15 protein-coding genes and 1 pseudogene are annotated in these 15,464 nt (G+C 64.5%); 5 read left to right on the plus strand and 11 right to left on the minus strand.

Annotated elements, in window-relative coordinates:
* Positions 1 to 94 precede the first annotated feature (94 nt).
* The 5 genes from L880_RS31930 to mgrA form a co-directional block, all read right to left on the minus strand.
* On the minus strand, positions 95 to 1,075 hold the full coding sequence (locus L880_RS31930; protein ID WP_051443146.1) for an AraC family transcriptional regulator: 981 nt from the start codon (positions 1,073 to 1,075) through the stop codon (positions 95 to 97).
* A 156-nt stretch (positions 1,076 to 1,231) separates the two neighbouring features.
* The gene (locus L880_RS0107660; RefSeq protein WP_051443147.1) at positions 1,232 to 1,741 is read right to left on the minus strand and encodes an ABC transporter ATP-binding protein; all 510 of its coding nucleotides are present in this window, start codon (positions 1,739 to 1,741) and stop codon (positions 1,232 to 1,234) included.
* A 158-nt stretch (positions 1,742 to 1,899) separates the two neighbouring features.
* Positions 1,900 to 2,874 carry a Bug family tripartite tricarboxylate transporter substrate binding protein gene (locus tag L880_RS0107665; RefSeq protein ID WP_027475175.1) on the minus strand — a complete coding sequence of 325 codons (975 nt, stop codon included), beginning with the start codon at positions 2,872 to 2,874 and terminating at the stop codon, positions 1,900 to 1,902.
* Positions 2,875 to 3,160: 286 nt separating this feature from the next.
* Complete coding sequence (locus L880_RS0107670) at positions 3,161 to 3,346, minus strand: hypothetical protein (protein ID WP_027475176.1); 186 nt, start codon at positions 3,344 to 3,346, stop codon at positions 3,161 to 3,163.
* Between the two features lie 43 nt (positions 3,347 to 3,389).
* Positions 3,390 to 4,433 carry an L-glyceraldehyde 3-phosphate reductase gene (gene mgrA, locus L880_RS0107675; protein WP_027475177.1) on the minus strand — a complete coding sequence of 348 codons (1,044 nt, stop codon included), beginning with the start codon at positions 4,431 to 4,433 and terminating at the stop codon, positions 3,390 to 3,392.
* A gap of 265 nt (positions 4,434 to 4,698) precedes the next feature.
* Between mgrA and L880_RS0107680 the strand changes: the two genes are divergently transcribed.
* Together L880_RS0107680 and L880_RS31935 are read left to right on the plus strand one after the other, a co-directional pair.
* Positions 4,699 to 5,985: a gallate dioxygenase gene (locus L880_RS0107680; RefSeq protein ID WP_027475178.1), complete on the plus strand. Its 1,287-nt coding sequence runs from the start codon at positions 4,699 to 4,701 to the stop codon at positions 5,983 to 5,985.
* Between the two features lie 40 nt (positions 5,986 to 6,025).
* Positions 6,026 to 7,342, plus strand: coding sequence for an MFS transporter (locus L880_RS31935; protein ID WP_043328835.1), 1,317 nt, complete (start codon positions 6,026 to 6,028; stop codon positions 7,340 to 7,342).
* 88 nt (positions 7,343 to 7,430) lie between these two features.
* Here the strand turns inward: L880_RS31935 and L880_RS0107690 are convergent.
* The 5 genes from L880_RS0107690 to L880_RS34885 form a co-directional block, all read right to left on the minus strand.
* Positions 7,431 to 8,974 (minus strand): IS3 family transposase gene (locus tag L880_RS0107690; RefSeq protein WP_157462701.1). Its coding sequence is split into 2 segments (ribosomal slippage): positions 7,431 to 8,569 and positions 8,569 to 8,974, totalling 1,545 coding nucleotides; the frame shifts between segments, so codons are not numbered across the junction.
* Positions 8,975 to 9,066: 92 nt separating this feature from the next.
* Positions 9,067 to 10,293: an ISL3 family transposase gene (locus tag L880_RS31940; RefSeq protein ID WP_245615014.1), complete on the minus strand. Its 1,227-nt coding sequence runs from the start codon at positions 10,291 to 10,293 to the stop codon at positions 9,067 to 9,069.
* Between the two features lie 179 nt (positions 10,294 to 10,472).
* Positions 10,473 to 10,985, minus strand: a complete 513-nt coding sequence (locus L880_RS0107705) for a hypothetical protein (protein ID WP_027475181.1) — start codon at positions 10,983 to 10,985, stop codon at positions 10,473 to 10,475.
* Entirely contained in the window at positions 10,985 to 11,248 is a 264-nt protein-coding gene (locus L880_RS36800; protein WP_084461118.1) for an N-acetylmuramoyl-L-alanine amidase, read from the minus strand. Before L880_RS36800 ends, L880_RS0107705 begins: the two co-directional genes overlap by 1 nt.
* Positions 11,244 to 11,624 carry a peptidoglycan recognition protein family protein gene (locus L880_RS34885; protein ID WP_084461120.1) on the minus strand — a complete coding sequence of 127 codons (381 nt, stop codon included), beginning with the start codon at positions 11,622 to 11,624 and terminating at the stop codon, positions 11,244 to 11,246. Before L880_RS34885 ends, L880_RS36800 begins: the two co-directional genes overlap by 5 nt.
* 231 nt (positions 11,625 to 11,855) lie before the next feature.
* Between L880_RS34885 and L880_RS0107715 the strand changes: the two are divergent.
* A pseudogene (locus tag L880_RS0107715) lies at positions 11,856 to 12,047 on the plus strand (aromatic acid/H+ symport family MFS transporter); the annotation flags it as partial.
* Between the two features lie 33 nt (positions 12,048 to 12,080).
* Here L880_RS0107715 and L880_RS0107720 read toward each other — a convergent pair.
* Positions 12,081 to 13,055, minus strand: coding sequence for a LysR family transcriptional regulator (locus tag L880_RS0107720; RefSeq protein WP_027475184.1), 975 nt, complete (start codon positions 13,053 to 13,055; stop codon positions 12,081 to 12,083).
* Positions 13,056 to 13,218: 163 nt separating this feature from the next.
* Here L880_RS0107720 and L880_RS0107725 point away from each other — a divergent pair, with 163 nt between their 5' ends.
* Together L880_RS0107725 and L880_RS0107730 are read left to right on the plus strand one after the other, a co-directional pair.
* Positions 13,219 to 14,442 carry a M20 aminoacylase family protein gene (locus tag L880_RS0107725; protein ID WP_027475185.1) on the plus strand — a complete coding sequence of 408 codons (1,224 nt, stop codon included), beginning with the start codon at positions 13,219 to 13,221 and terminating at the stop codon, positions 14,440 to 14,442.
* 26 nt (positions 14,443 to 14,468) lie between these two features.
* Positions 14,469 to 15,464, plus strand: coding sequence for a Bug family tripartite tricarboxylate transporter substrate binding protein (locus tag L880_RS0107730; protein WP_027475186.1), 996 nt, complete (start codon positions 14,469 to 14,471; stop codon positions 15,462 to 15,464).

The raw sequence follows: 15,464 nt of genomic DNA on the forward strand, positions 1-15,464 counted from the left end.
GAAGGCGGTGGGAGGAATGAAGGCTGTTACGCCGATACTGAATTGTCTACCGTTTGTTACCTCTCTCGCCCCTTCAGCCGTCCCGCTTTGATGCTCAAGCGTCTCGGATGGCGGTGAGCAGGCGGGCTGGGTCGCGTTGCTGGTAGCCACCGGGGTGCTGGCCCATCACCTTCTTGAAAGTGCGTGAGAACGCTGCATACGACTGGTAGCCCACGGCCTGGGCCGTGCGGGCCAGGTTGGCCCCCCGGTCGATCTGCCGCGCCGCCAATTGCATGCGCAGGCTGGCCAGGAACTGGGCCGGGCTTTGTCCGCAGGCCTGGGTGAACACCCGGAAGAACCGGGCTCGCGACATGTGCACGTGGCGGGCCATGGTGTCGGCCGTCCAGTCCAGCTCGGGCTGGCGCATCAGGGCCTCGAGCAGGGGCAACAGGGCGGGCTCGCTGACCAGCGACCACAGCCCCTGGGCCGCCTGGCTGCGGGCGTGCTGGCGCAGCACCTGGAAGAAGATCAGCTCGATCAGCCGCCGTGCGACCGGTGAGTCACCCTGCAGTGCTGGGTAAGGCGACTGATGGGCCTCGGCCAGCAGCAGTGTGAACAGGGCATCGAGCTGGTTGGCGGGGGCACTGCCGGCGCGCACCACCAACTGGGCCGGCAAGGTGCCGAGCAGCAACTGGCTGTAGGCGCCTTTGAATTCAAAAAAGCCACAGGCCAGGCCGGTACCGGCTTCAGTCACATCGCGCAGGCTTTGCATGGCGGGCGAAGGCTGGCGGGGGGTGTCCGGCGTGGGCCTGGGTGACAGGTGGTGGGGCTGGTCCTGCAGCAGAAACACGCCGTCACGGGGCCCCAGGTGCACGCTGGGCAGGCCTGGCCGGTGCAGGTGGCAATGGCCCTGCAGCACCAGGTGAAAGCTGGCCCGTTGGTGGCCTGCGGTGGAGGCCGTCCAGGGCCCGCAGTACTGCCCCACATGCAGATCGAATCCCTGCCACTGCAGGCCGCTGAGCAATTGCTCCACGCTGTGGTCCAGGTGGACCGCATCGGTGGGTGTGGCGGGTGTGTGGGGGGCGATGTGGGGCATGGGGTGTGTGGGCAGAGGTGCAGGCCAGGCGCTGTTTCTGGTCACTGCACGGGCCTTGTGCCCGCGATTGTCTGCAGCCCGGCCTGCCTGCGTTGTTTGAAAAACGCATAAGCAAGCACGAAAAATGGCCCCTGCGTGGGCCCCATCGCCCGGCCGTCAAAGGTCGTGGTTGTAGGCCAGCATGAAGCCCGCCGTGCCCAGCAGGTTGATCTGGATCGCATCACGCTTGCCGAGGCGGTAGCCCAGTGCCGGGATCAGGCCCGGCGAAAAGCCGTGGTAGTTGAGTGGCACCTTGTCGTTGTAAGGCGGCAGGTAGCCATAGATCACGCCCACGCTGAGCTTGGTGTAGAGGGCCGGGTACGCCGCCCAGGGCTGCCATTGCCAGCCTCGGTAGGCGTAGGCGGCGGGCTGGCCAAAGGAGTTGCGGAACAGGCTCAGGCCCGTGAAGCTGCCCTCAGGCCCGGAGCGCTCCAGGCCGGCCAGGTAGACGTGGCGGTGGGCCGGGTCGTCGTGCCAGTGCTGGGTGAAGGGCGAGAGGGACAGCGTCCATTGGTTGGGCGCTGCGTTCTGGGCAGAGGCATGGCCCGCAAGCGCGAGCGCCCAGGCCGCAGTGCAGGCCCAGGAGCAGGCCCGCAGGCGACAGAGGATTGGAAGTGAGACAGACATGGCCGGGGCCCACAGACAAGCTTGCGGGCAGCAAAGAAAAAGCCCCTGAAAAGGGGCTGGTCCAGTGTATCGGCGGTCTTGGCTCTGTCTGGCGCGGCAGGCGGCCACCGTGGCAATGCAACGGTAAAGTTCTGTGAGAAGTCAGTGAACTTGTTTCGTCAATCGAGGGTGACGTCGGCTTCCTTGACCACCTTGGCCCAACGCGGCAGCTCCTTGCGGATCAGGGCGGCGAGAGGCTCGGGCCCGATCTTCAAGGGCTCGCAACCGATGCCGGCCAGCTTTTCGCGCACATCGGGCGCCTCCAGCACCTGGCCGATGGCGGCCTGCAACTGGGCCACGATGGCCTTGGGCGTGCCAGCCGGTGCAAACACCCCGTACCAGGGGGTGTAGCCCAGGTTCTTCACGGTCTCGCCCACGGTGGGCACGTCGGGCAGGGCGGCGATGCGCTTTTCGTTCACCACGGCCAGCACCTTGAGCTTGCCACCTTTGATGAAGGCAATGGACGAGGGCAGGCTTTGCACCGACACTTGCACCGTGCCCCCCACCAGATCGGTCACCGCGGCCGAGGCGCCCTTGTAGGGCACATGGGTCATGTCGATGCCGGCAGCCTTGCCCAGCATCTCGCCGAACAGGTGGTTGACCGTGCCATTGCCGGCCGACGCGATGTTGATCTTGCCGGGTGCTGCCTTGGCGGCCGTGATCAGCTCGGCGATGTTGTTGGGCGCGAAATGGTTGTTGGCCACCACCACATAGCCCGACGAGGCCACCGTGCCCACGGGCTCGAAGTCTTTCAAGGGGTCGAAGCCGGTGGACTTGTACAGTGCCGGGTTGATCACATAGGCGCTGTCGGCCGTCAGCAGCAGGGTGTACCCATCTGCTTTGGCCCGGGCCGTGGCCGCAGTGCCGATGTTGCCCCCGGCGCCGGGGCGGTTGTCCACGATGAACTGCTGGCCCAATGTCTCAGACAGTTTCTGCGCCACGATGCGCGCGATCGCGTCGTTGGCCCCGCCGGCCACCTGGGGCACGACCAGGGTCACGGGCTTGCTGGGGTACTTGCTGTCTTGCGCCAGGGCTGGTGCGCTGGCGGCCGCCAGGGCGAGCAGGGTCAGTGCAGTTCTGCGGGGGATGGGCACGGAGTGTCTCCTTCTGAGGGGGCTGGCCGAGATTCTAGCCAGCATGCCAGGCGGCGCCTGGACACAAAAAAAGGCCGCCAGAAAGAGACTTCTGGCGGCCATCAGGAAGGTCCGGTCTGTGGGCCGGACATAGCTCACCCCCGCGAGCCATTCGGTGCCGATGAGATGAAATCCGGTTTGCTGGTCCGTGGGCTTCAACTCATCGTTGCTTGGGTTCTACTGTCGCATCAAGCCCGGCTTGCGTGAACGAAGGAGCTTGCATAACGATAGTCAGAGATCACTTGGATCACACCCCGGGAGTGCCGGGCATGATCAGGAAGCCCATGATCAGGAACAGGGCGCTGACCAGCAGCACCGCAATGCCCAGGGCCTGGGCCAGGTCCAGCCAAAGGTTGGGGTGGTCGAGGCTGGGTGCAGGTTCGTCGTGAAGGGGCAGGTGGGGCGCCGACACGGCTTGGAGGGTCTGTGGCATGGGCGTGTTCTTCTGGTGAAGGGCTTGCGGTTTGAGGAGGGGCTCAGGCCCAGTCGGTCGAGGGCTTTTCCCAGAGGTTGATGCCGCCTTCCACCGCGTGCTGATCGATCTCAGCCAGTTCGGCGGGGCTCAGGGGGGCGTGGCTCAGGGCGGCCACGTTTTCGCGCACTTGTTCGGCGGTGCTGGCGCCGATCAGGGCCGAGGTGACGCGCGGGTCGCGCAGCGTCCAGCTCAGCGCCAGTTGGGCAAGGCTCTGGCCGCGCCGGCGTGCAATTTCGCGCAGGGCGCGGGCGCGGGCCAGGTTGGCTTCTGAGAGGTGGGCCGCTTTGAGCGACTGGCCGCCTGGGCGGTTGATGCGGGCGTCGGCCGGTGTGCCGTCGAGGTACTTGTCCGTGAGCAGGCCCTGGGCCAGCGGGGTGAAGGCGATCACGCCGGCGCCCAGTTCGTCGGTGGCATCGAGCAGGTCTTTCTCGATCCAGCGGTTGAAGAGGTTGTAGGCCGGTTGGTGAATCAACAGTGGCACCTTCCAGCTTTGCAACAGGGCGGCGATCTCACGGGTCTTGGTGGCCGAGTAGGACGACACGCCCACATACAGGGCCTTGCCCTGCTGCACAGCCTGGGCCAGGGCCGAGGCGGTTTCTTCGAGCGGGGTGTGCTGGTCGAAGCGGTGTGAGTAGAAGATGTCCACGTAGTCCAGGCCAAGGCGCTGCAGGCTCTGATCCAGGCTCGCCAGCACGTGCTTGCGGCTGCCGCCGCCCTGGCCATAGGGGCCGGGCCACATGTCCCAGCCGGCCTTGCTGGAAATGATCAGCTCGTCGCGGTAGGGTTTGAAATCTTCACGCAACAGGCGGCCGAAGTTGGTCTCGGCGCTGCCATAGGGCGGGCCGTAGTTGTTGGCCAGGTCGAAGTGGTTGATGCCCAGGTCGAAGGCGGTGCGCAGCAACTCGCGCTGGGTGCTCAGCGGCGTGGTGTCGCCGAAGTTGTGCCACAGGCCCAAGGAGAGGGCAGGCAGTTGCAGGCCACTGCGGCCGGTGCGGCGGTAGGGAATGCGGGTGTAGCGATCGGGCGCGGCAAGGTAGCGGGTCATGGGGGTTCTGGGTGGATGGCGGTCAATCCGCCTGGGTGCCCAATATAGAAAGCCTGGGCTGGGCCGGGGCGAATATTTGGGCGCATGGATAGTCGCTCTGCGCATGAGGCGGTCGTCAGGGCCTGAGGCGCGCCGATAACCCAGCTGTATCGCGCCTTGGTGCGTGGCATCTTTTCGGCCGGTGCGGGCTTGTTGAGAATCCGGCGCTCAACTCGGGTCGCCCTGGCGGGTGGCCTGCCCCAGGACCGTTTTCCGAAAGCACCCCATGGCACAGATCATCGGCGCCATCGCCACCTCGCACACCCCCACCATCGGCTTTGCCTTTGACCGCGACAAGCAGCACGACCCGGTGTGGGCCCCCATCTTCGAGGCCTTCAAGCCGGTGCAGCAATGGATCAAAGATCGCCAGCCCGATGTGCTGTTTGTGATCTACAACGACCACGTCACCTCGTTCTTCTTCGACCACTACTCGGCCTTTGCCCTGGGCGTGGGCGAGCGCTACGAGGTGGCCGACGAAGGAGGCGGTGCGCGTGACCTGCCCCCGGTGGGCGGGCACTCGGCCCTGGCCCGGCACGTGGGCCAGTCGCTGGTGGCCGATGAGTTCGACATGTCGTTCTTTCAAGACAAGCCGCTGGACCACGGCTGCTTCTCACCCCTGTCGATGCTGTGCCCGCACGAGCCGGCCTGGCCAGTGCAGATCGTGCCCTTGCAGGTGGGGGTGCTGCAGTTTCCGGTGCCCTCGGCGCGGCGCTGCTACAAGTTGGGCCAGGCCCTGCGCCGCGCCATCGAAAGCTACCCCGAAGACCTGAAGGTGGCGGTGGTGGCCACGGGCGGCTTGTCGCACCAGGTGCATGGTGAGCGGGCCGGCTTCAACAACCCGGCCTGGGACCAGCGCTTTCTGGACCTGATCGAGCAAGACCCGGAACGCCTGGCCGGCATGACGCAGGCCGAGTTCGCCAGCCTGGGCGGCATGGAGGGCGCCGAGGTCATCATGTGGCTGATCATGCGCGGCGCCCTGTCGGCCAATGTGCGCAAGATCCACCAGAGCTACTACCTGCCCTCGATGACGGGCATTGCCACCGCCATCTATGAAAACCAGGCCTCACCGGGCCCCGTGGCCGGCGAGGTGGAGCGGCATCGCGCCCACATGGCCAAGGAGCTGGCTGGGGCCGGCGGCCTGAGCGGTACCTACCCCTTCGACCTGGCGCGCAGCGTCAAGGCCTACCGTCTGAACCGTTTTCTGCACGAGCTCATCGTGCCGGCACACCGCCAGGCCTTCATGGCCGACCCTGAGGCTGCTTTCGAGCAGGCCGGCCTGAGCGACGAGGAGCGCACGCTGGTGCGCGAGCGCCATTGGCGCGGCCTGATCCATTACGGCGTGATCTTCTTCATGCTGGAGAAGCTGGGCGCGGTGATCGGGGTGTCCAACCTGCACATCTATGCCGCCATGCGGGGCGAGTCGCTGGAAGAGTTCCAGAAGACGCGCAACGCCCCCGGGGCCCTGTACTCGGTGGCCGGCCAGGACAGCAAGACCCTGAGCTGGAACAACTGAGCCCCGCCGACTCAAGCCTGAACAAGAACACGGAGACTTCATGAGCAACGCAACAACAACCCTGAATGTCAGGGAGTTCATCAACGCGCGAGCGCTTTCGCCCAACCAGTGGGTGCTGGTGCTGCTGTGCTTTTTCATCGTGGCCGTGGACGGCATGGACGTGGCCATCATGGGCTTTGTCGCGCCCTCCATCCTGGCCGAGTGGGGCATTTCTCGCCCGGCCTTTGGAGTGGTGATGGGGGCGGCCCCGATTGGCCTGGCCGTGGGCGCGGTGCTGGCGGGATCGTCGTCGGACTGGTGGGGGCGGCGCCGCGTTCTGATGGGCTCGGTGCTGGGCTTTGGCCTGTGCACCTTGCTCACGCCGCTGGCGCAAGACACCACCCAGATGGCCGCGCTGCGCTTTCTGACCGGCCTGGGCCTGGGCGCGGCCATGCCCAACACCACCACCTTGCTGTCGGAGTATGTGCCGGAGCGGCGGCGCGCCTTTCTGGTGGCGGCCATGTTCACGGGCTTCAACTTGGGCTCGGCCCTGGTGGGTTTTGCAGCAGCAGACTTGATTCCGCACGCGGGCTGGCGCTCGGTGCTGGTGCTGGGCGGGGCCTTGCCCCTGCTGCTGCTGCCGGTTCTGTATGTCTACCTGCCCGAATCGGCCCGTTTCATGGTGGCGCGCAACATGGCGCCTGAGCGCGTCAGCGCGGTGCTGGGCCGGGTGTGCCGGGCCTCGTTGGATGGGGTGAAGAGTTTTGTCTCGGGCGAAGCCGCCGTGCCGGCCCGCCAGCCCCTGGCGGTGCTGTTCGAGCAGGGCTTCAGGCTGCGCACGGCCACGCTGTGGGTCACCTACTTCATGGGCCTGCTGGTGATCTACCTGACCACCAGCTGGCTGCCCACCATGATGAAAGACGCCGGCATGAGCATCGACCGCGCTGCCAACGTGACCGCGATGTTCCAGCTCGGAGGCACCGTGGGCGCGCTGCTGGTGGGCTGGCTGATGGGCCGCATGAACCCCAACCGGGTGATGGCCGGCGCCTACGCCCTGGGGGCCGTGGCCCTGGTGGTGATGGGCTTCAACGGCCTGATGTCCGAATCCATCGTGTGGCTGGTGATGGCCGTGGGCTTTTGCCTCAGCGGCGCACAGACCGGGCTGAACGGCTTTGCGCCCGGTTGCTACCCCACCGTGGCCCGGGCCACGGGCGTGAGCTGGATGCTGGGCGTGGGCCGCCTGGGCAGCATCCTGGGCTCGTCGATTGGGGGCGTGCTGCTGAGCCAGGGCTGGGGCTTTGACGGGATCTTCATGGCGCTGGCGGCCCCGGCGGTGTTGGCTGCGCTGGCCATTTTGTTGAATCGGCGCACCCTTTGAAGCTCAGCCACCTGGTTCAGCGCGGAGCCACAGGCCGTGGACCTTGTCCGCAGCGGGTCGGTGCGTGTCAAGACAGTTGTCGCCTGATTCATGCGCGCCGAGGCGCTTTATCCAGTGCTGATGCCAGCGCTGCGATAGGCTCTGAATCCCTCTCCGGATTGAGCTTGACCACCGCAATGTGATCCCAGTTTCGGGTGTGCCTTGCCCACCTCGCCGGATGGCATTGGCGGGCCCGCTGGTACAGCTCATCGCGGCGTTTCAATATCTCCACATCCTGCCCACTGTGTCGCTGCGCTGGTGTCAGGTATCGAATCCCGCTGTGGCGGTGCTCCAGGTTGTACCAACGCACGAATCTCGCAGCCCAGGCCCGAGCATCACTCAGGTCCTCATACCCGCTCTTGGGGTATTCCGGGCGGTATTTGGCTGTTCTGAACAGCGCCTCGACAAACGCGTTGTCGTCGCTCACCCGGGGCCGCGAGTAAGAGGGATTGACCCCCAACCAGTGCAGCATGGCCAGCACCGTCGTGGCCTTGAGCGTGGCGCCGTTGTCGCCGTGCAGCACAGGCTTGCTGTCTTGGGCGGCAATCCCTTCGGCCAAGGCCGTGCGCTGCACCAGGCGAGCCGCGTGGTCCGAATCATCTTCGGCGTGAACCTCCCGGTCCACCACCTTGCGGCTGTACAGGTCCACGATCAGGTACAGGTAAAACCAACGCCCAGCCACGGTGGCTGGCAGGTAGGTCATGTCCCAGCACCAGACCTGGCCTGATGCTGTGGCGATGTGCGTGGTCGGTGGGCGTTGCGCTCTCGGTGCTCGGGATCGGCTACGGTGGGCGTTTTGCCCAGCCTGGCGCAGCACCCGAGCAAAGCTCGATTCGCTGGCCAGGTATCGGCCTTCGTCGGCCAACAGGGGCACGATGCGCGCTGGCGGCAAGTCCGCAAAGCGCGGCTCGTTGGCCACGCGCAGCAGTTCGGCGCGTTCGGCCTCACTCAAGGCATGTGAAGGGCTTGAGCGATGGGCATGGGGGCGTTGATCGCCACCCAGCACGGCACCCGTTGCCCGGCTTCGCCAGCGCTGCAGGGTGCTTTCGCTCAGGCCACACAGCTCGCAGGCCTGTGCCAGTCGGGCCCCGGCGTTGCAGGCCTGGGTGATGAGTTCAGACATCTGTTGACGATCTTCAAGCGAGGTCATTTGTCCTCGTCTCTGTCCTTTTGGAAGATCGTCTCTAACTTTTTTGACAGCACCAGCAAGGCTGCGGTTTCTGCCAAGGCTTTCTCTTTGCGACGCAGGTCGCGCTCGAGCTCTTTGATTCGGCGCCGGTCCTGGGCGGTTTGTGAAGGGCTGGCCCGTTGATCTTGAGGATCGGCCAGCGACTGGGCCGCGGTTTGCCGCCACAGTTGCAGATCGTGCAGCAGCACCCCATTGGCTCGGCACCAGGCACTCTTGGTGGTTTCGTCCATGGCGGCTGTGGTCAGCAGGGCATCAAAGCGGGCAGCTGCGCTCCAAACCTTGCTGTCACTGCGGGGCTGGCTCAAAGCATCACTGCGCCAACGCTCCAGGGTCGAGGCGCTCACACCGACCTCGGCTGCCACTTGGTCCAGTGGAGCGCTTTCGGGTGGCAACAGCTTTGCCAATGCCTTGTTCTTGAAGTCTTGTCCGTATCGGGCTACGTTGTTCTCTCATCGTCCTCACGGCACTATGCCGTTTCGTGTGGAACCCCAAGGCCTCAGCGCGCGTCTGCCGGGCTCATGGGGTTGACCGGCAAGTTGCTCAGCTTTGACATCCGCAGATAGGCCACCGCGATGAAATGCTTAGCCGTCCTGAAGCCGGGCGCCGCGCGCTTGGCCTGTTGCAGAAGTCCGTTTATAGACTCCACGAGTGCGTTGGAGCGGTGATCCAACATCCCGCGCACGATTCCGGCCAGCCTTGTCTTGAGGGTCTGGGCCAGTTGCTGCATCGGTGCCAGTCGGCAACGCCGTGCCCAACTCAACCAAGCGTTCAACTCCTGCCGGGCGATGGCCTCGTCGTTGTGTGCACGTGCCCGGGCGTAGACCTCGCGCAAGGCCATCTTCAGCCGCCAAGCACGTGCGCTCTTGAGGCCCGAGCGCTGCAGGCTGTGCATGCTTTGCCATTGCGCTGCACTACAGCCGGCCGGGTTCTTGCGCATGCCCCACATCAACTGCCGCCGGGCCTTGGGGCCCGCCGCCTGCAGTGTGCGCTGCACCGCTTGCGGCTCGTCTTGCAGTTCCTGGCGGCGTACCGCGTCCATCGCCTCGATGGCCAGTGCCACCACATGGAAGCGGTCGTAGCTGATAGCGGCCTGCGGCAGGGCCAGTGCCGCGCCCTTGGTGTAGGCCGCACTCATGTCCATGCAGATATGGCGCACCTGGGCCGGATCCCCCACTATGCGCCTTGAGATCCACCACGAAGTCCTGCACCGTCTGGTGGCTGCGCCCCTCGCAGGCAAGAGCAGCCGCTTGGCCTGCAGGTCATGCACGACGCTGATGTAGCGCTGGCCTCGCCGCAAACTGGTCTTGTCAATGCCGATGAGCTCCACGCCGGCAAAGGATTCGAGCGCGCGGGCTTGTGCAATGTAGAACTCGATACGCCTCCACAGGGGTTTGTCGGCACAGTGCAGCAGCTTGGCTGCCTGGCGTACCGGGAGCTCGCGGCACAGGGCCAAGGCCAGCGCTTCGAAGGCTGCAGTGAAGCCCGAGCTCGGTCGCACCCATGGCACTTCAAGCTGGGTAGTCTTGCCGCAGCCCGAACAGACCACGCGCGGTAGATCGGCGTGCAGCCAGGCCTCGAACTGGAAGAAGTCCAGGTGGCGCCAGGAGCGGCGCAGCCGGTCGTGGACCTTCTGGGCTGCAGCGCCACAAGCCGGGCAGGCCAGCAAACCCGCGCCGCATCGAACCTCGAAGTCAATGCGCTTGCGCACGGCGTCCAGTTGCACGTCCTGGACTTCCCAAGGGGCACCAACCCCAGCGCGCTGGTGAACAGCGCTTCGACCCCAATGCTCATCTCAACCCTTTGCCTCAACCTCTTCAAAAGCCCACAGGGCCCGGCTCAACCACGTCATTATTGATGTTGCTTTCCACACGAAACGACGAGGGGCCCTTATGCCGCAGGGGCTCAGTCGGCCAACTCGAAGGCGATGAAAATGATGCCTGCATAGTATGCCGCCAAACATTCAAACACCTGCTCGAAAAGATTGGGTGCCTTTACGTCTCTTAGATCTTGCTCGGTGGCTAAATCGGGGACTGCATTCTTTTTGACATAGTGGTATGTCTTTCCATTTTTGATGATCTCGCTGATGTCTTTTTCGATGCCGACGCGATACTCCTTATTGCTTGCGCTTTTGAAGCTGTAATAACATCCCATGGACCCGTATCCGTGTAATTCTCCTGAAAACAGCGGGCGAACTTCTTGCCAATAGTCGTTGAATTCGGCATCACTTATCGAGGTCTGCTGGCAATTTTCCAGTTCATCGGCATCTGTTATTTCTGGGGGAATTGATTTTTCGATATTATGGGCACTCACCCAGATGGGGAAGTGCCACCAAATCTGAAATGGCAAGATGGCGGCGGTCAGTGCGAGAAATGATGTCAAAATGAATTTAATCACTATCTTAATGAGGGCGAGCATTAATTGTGGGGGAAGTAGTTGAACAATCCAGCTTCGGTTTGGTTTTTATGTGGTGAAATGAAGCCATGTGTACAGACACGATCTATTTTCAACAGAAAGGTGTCGAGCAACTCATGAAGAAGCCATTGAGCAGCGTCATTTTGCGCGGGTGGTGGTGCAAGATATACGTCTTGGACAGGCGCTCCGACCAACTCGATACCGATAGAGTCATGATTTGTAGGGTATCTTTCTTTTGCATCTTTGGCTTGTTCGAGTAGATCAATTTTTTTTCCAGGCCTCCTCCTTTGAAATTTTTTTTGCCTTCAAAGCTACATCTATTTGATGAAGGATTTCTTGGTATTTTGGGGCGCATGAATGCACAGTTGCGCACATGGATTTGATGCGCCCCACATGCCAGCATTCTCTATTCAATCTCGCAGTTTGGTAAATAATTCCGGATGGATCGATGAGGAAGTGGGCACCGTTCCCATGGTTAATGAAGGAGAATGTGTATTCCAATAGTGTTTTTGTCGTGCTGTTGCTGCTTGTTTGATGAATTATGATGCCATGAATGAACTTCATTTCACCGTGCTCGATGCCTGGGGAGATGCGTCGTGTTATTCGGTTATGCCTGACTACTCCATTTTTTATTTCCAGCATAATTTACTCCTATTCGATGTTTGAACCTCTTTGGGTGGTGCTGTGTTTTTTTGTCGCTTTGTGTCATTTATTCGATATTTTTTGACTGCGTTCTGATTGCTGCGAGGATGGTGGCATCGATTTTTGTGGGCTTTTGTCCAGTTCACGGCGCATTAGTCTTCTGGAGCAGCCCCTTTGTCTGGTTTTCGTCTCAAACTGGCGTCTGGGATTCGCCCCGAAAAATGGATTTGCTACCCCACCGTGGCCCGGGCCACGGGCGTGAGCTGGATGCTGGGCGTGGGCCGCCTGGGCAGCATCCTGGGCTCGTCGATTGGGGGCGTGCTGCTGAGCCAGGGCTGGGGCTTTGACGGGATCTTCATGGCGCTGGCGGCCCCGGCGGTGTTGGCTGCGCTGGCCATTTTGTTGAATCGGCGCAGCCTTTGAGCTTGGGGCGAGCCGCTCGCTATCCCGCGATCGCTACACGCTGCGTGTTCCGAGATCGAGCAGATCAATCGAGCGGAACACGCGCTGCAGCATGGCGTCAGACGAGGTCTGGCACAGTCGCACCTGGGCCATCAGGTGGTGCAGAAAGCGCTCGGCCGGGGCGCTCAGGGGGGCCTGGCGACGCCGCAGCACGCCGATCTCGCGCGGGGCGAAGCGGGTGTCCAGGTTCAGCGGCACCAGCAGGCCATGGGCACCTTCGCATTCGATCAAGGGCCAGGGCAGCAGGGTCAGCATGTCGGTGCTGGCCACCAGCTTGAGCATCAGGGCGGCCGATTGGGCCAGGTGGATGCGGCCGTGGGGCACAGGCAGGCCATGTTGTTCGAACAGGGTGTGGAACATCGCGGCCTCCTCTTGCGGGGCGTAGTTCAGCAGCCAGCGGGCCTCGCGCAGGGCCTGCATCGAGCGGGCCTGGGCCAGTGGGTGGCCGGCGCGGGCGCCCACGGTCACCTCGTAGCGGAACAAGGGGGTGACATGCAGATCGTGCGCGGCGCCGGGTTCGGGCAGGCGGCCCAGCAGCAGGTCGAGGGCGCCCTCACGCAGACGGGGCAGCGACACGGCCGAGAGGCCATCGAACAGCTCCAGCCGCACCTGGGGCTGGTCCTGGGTGAAGGCCTGCACCACGCCGGGCAGGATGCTCTGGGCAATCCAGGGCGTGACGCCCACGCTCAGGCGCTGCACGCTGCCGGCCTGGCGCAGGCTGGCCATCTCGGCCTCTGCATGCTCCAGTTGATCGGCGATCAGGCGGGCATGGCGCAGCAGGGCGGCGCCCGCCTCGGTCAGGGCCAGGCCCGAGCTCTGGCGCACGAACAAGGGCATCTGCTGGCCCTCTTCAAGCTCACGCAGGGCTTGGGTGAGGGTGGCCTGGGTCAGGCCCAGGGCGCGCGCTGCGGCGCGGATGCTGCCTTGGCTGGCAACGGCGATCAGGTAGCGGATTTGGTGCAGTTTCACGGCGAAGACCTCGACCCAGGGCAGCAGGGATTGTGCCTGGGCCAGCCGTTCGCCCGACAGATACTACCTTTCAAGGCAGGTCATCCCTGTCTTATGGCCGCGGGGGTGGGTTTCTAGACTGCGACCTTTCCCCTCCCGGCTCCGGCCTGAACAGAAGACCCCCATGAGCACTGTCCCCACTCTTGCAGCGTCGGCTGCAGCCGACCCTGTCGCCCCCGGCATCCGTGCCATCGAGTCCGAGATGGTGGCCCTGCGCCATCACCTGCATGCCCACCCCGAGCTGGCTTTTGAAGAACTGGCCACCAGCGATCTGGTGGCCGAGCGCCTGGCCGAGTGGGGCTATGAGGTGCACCGTGGCCTGGGCGGCACCGGGGTGGTGGGCACCCTGCGCCGAGGCGCTGGCGGGCGCCGCCTGGGCTTGCGGGCCGACATGGACGCGCTGCCGATCAACGAGAACACGGGGCTGTCCTATGCCAGCCGCCATGCCGGCAAGATGCACGCCTGCGGCCACGACGGCCACACGGCCACGCTGCTGGCGGCGGCGCGCCACCTGGCCGCAGAGGGCGTGTTCGACGGCACGCTGAACCTGATCTTCCAACCGGCCGAAGAGGGCCTGGGCGGTGGGCGCCGCATGATCGAAGACGGTCTGTTCGAGTTGTTTCCGTGTGATGCGATCTTTGCGCTGCACAACATGCCGGGCTTTCCGGTGGGCCAGTTCGGCTTCAAGTCGGGCTCGTTCATGGCCTCGTCCGACACCGTGCTGATCACCGTGAAGGGGCAGGGCGGCCATGGTTCGGCGCCCCATCAGTCGCGCGACCCGGTGGTGGCGGCGGCCACCCTGATCCTGGCCTTGCAGACCGTGGTGGCGCGCAATGTGGACCCGCGTGACATGGCGGTGGTGAGCGTGGGCGCCATCCACGCCGGCGATGCCCCGAATGTGATCCCCGAGTCGGTCGCGCTCAAGCTGTCGGTGCGGGCCTACCGGCCCGAGGTGCGGGCGCAACTGCGCGAGCGCATCACCGAGCTAGCCCAGGCCCAGGCGGCGGCCCTGGGCTGCGTGGCCGAGGTGGATTACCACTGGCGCTACCCGGCCCTGGTGAACGACCCGGCCAGCACCGAATTTGCCCGCCAGGTGGCGCTGGACTGGCTGGGCCCGCAGGGCGTGATGGAGAACGTGCAGGCGCTGACAGGCAGCGAAGACTTCTCGTTCATGCTGGAGCGTTGCCCGGGCAGCTACTTCATCGTGGGCAACGGGGTGGGCGAGCACCACGGCAGCGGGGGCTGCATGGTGCACAACCCGGGCTACGACTTCAATGATGCGATCTTGCCGCTGGCGGCCACCTACTGGGTGCGCCTGACCGAGCGTTTTTTGGCCACCGCAGCCTGAGTCTGCTCTGTACCAGAGGCACCACCATGACCATGAACTCGCCCATCTCCCTGAATCGCCGCGCGCTGGGCGGCTTGCTGGCCGGCAGCCTGCTGGCCCCCGCACGGTCGGCGCTGGCCCAGCCGGCCTACCCCGACAAACCCATCAAGATCGTGATCGGCTACCCGCCTGGGGGTTCGGTCGACTATGTCGGCCGTCTGGTGGGCGAGGCCCTGGGGCAACGCCTGAAAACCCCGGTGGTGATCGACAACCAGGGCGGCGCCGCAGGTGCTATCGCCGCCCAGCGCGTGGTCAGCAGCCCGGCCGACGGTTACACCCTGTTGGTGGGCTCCAGCAACGAGCTGGTGGCCACCCGCCTGGTCAACCCCGCCCAACGCTACGACGCTCAGAAGGACATGACCCCGCTGGGCCTGATCGCCACCGCGCCGGTGCTGCTGGTGGCCGGACCGCGTGCCGCCGTCAAGACCCTGCCCGAGCTGATCGAGTTGGCGCGGCGCAAGCCCGGCCAGCTCAGCTATGGCAGCTCGGGGGTGGGCTCGACGCTGCACTTTGCCGGCGAGTTGCTCAAGCAGCGTGCGGGCATTTTCATGACCCACATCCCTTACCGGGGCGTGGCCTCGCTGACCAGCGATCTGGCCGGCGGCAACCTGGACCTGGCCATGCTGTCGGTGCCGGCGGCGTTGCCGTTTCTGCAAAGTGGTCGCATCACGGCCCTGGCCTGTACCGGGGCGCAGCGCCTGTCGGCCCTGCCCAAGGTGCCCACAGTGGGTGAAGTGCCGGCCTTGAAGGGGTATGAGCTCAGCGGCTGGTTTGCGCTGATGGGACCGGCCCACCTGCCGCCCGCCATCGCCCAGCGCCTGAGCCAGGCCCTGCAAGAGGTGCTGCAAGACCCGGCGGTGCGCCGCAAGCTGGAGGACGGCGGCAATGTGCTGGCCACCGGTCGCGAAGACCTGGCCGCGATGATGACCCGCGAGACCCGGCTGTACGCGGGCCTGGTGGACTACGCCCACATGCGGGATTGA

Source organism: Curvibacter gracilis ATCC BAA-807 (genome assembly GCF_000518645.1).
Lineage (GTDB): Bacteria > Pseudomonadota > Gammaproteobacteria > Burkholderiales > Burkholderiaceae_C > Curvibacter > Curvibacter gracilis.

Coding starts and splice junctions, on each gene's coding strand:
- L880_RS31930 (WP_051443146.1), bottom strand. CDS start 1,075: ATGCCCCACATCGCCCCCCACACACCCGCCACACCCACCGATGCGGTC.
- L880_RS0107660 (WP_051443147.1), bottom strand. CDS start 1,741: ATGTCTGTCTCACTTCCAATCCTCTGTCGCCTGCGGGCCTGCTCCTGG.
- L880_RS0107670 (WP_027475176.1), bottom strand. CDS start 3,346: ATGCCACAGACCCTCCAAGCCGTGTCGGCGCCCCACCTGCCCCTTCAC.
- mgrA (WP_027475177.1), bottom strand. CDS start 4,433: ATGACCCGCTACCTTGCCGCGCCCGATCGCTACACCCGCATTCCCTAC.
- L880_RS0107680 (WP_027475178.1), top strand. CDS start 4,699: ATGGCACAGATCATCGGCGCCATCGCCACCTCGCACACCCCCACCATC.
- L880_RS31935 (WP_043328835.1), top strand. CDS start 6,026: ATGAGCAACGCAACAACAACCCTGAATGTCAGGGAGTTCATCAACGCG.
- L880_RS0107705 (WP_027475181.1), bottom strand. CDS start 10,985: ATGCTCGCCCTCATTAAGATAGTGATTAAATTCATTTTGACATCATTT.
- L880_RS34885 (WP_084461120.1), bottom strand. CDS start 11,624: ATGCTGGAAATAAAAAATGGAGTAGTCAGGCATAACCGAATAACACGA.
- L880_RS0107725 (WP_027475185.1), top strand. CDS start 13,219: ATGAGCACTGTCCCCACTCTTGCAGCGTCGGCTGCAGCCGACCCTGTC.
- L880_RS0107730 (WP_027475186.1), top strand. CDS start 14,469: ATGACCATGAACTCGCCCATCTCCCTGAATCGCCGCGCGCTGGGCGGC.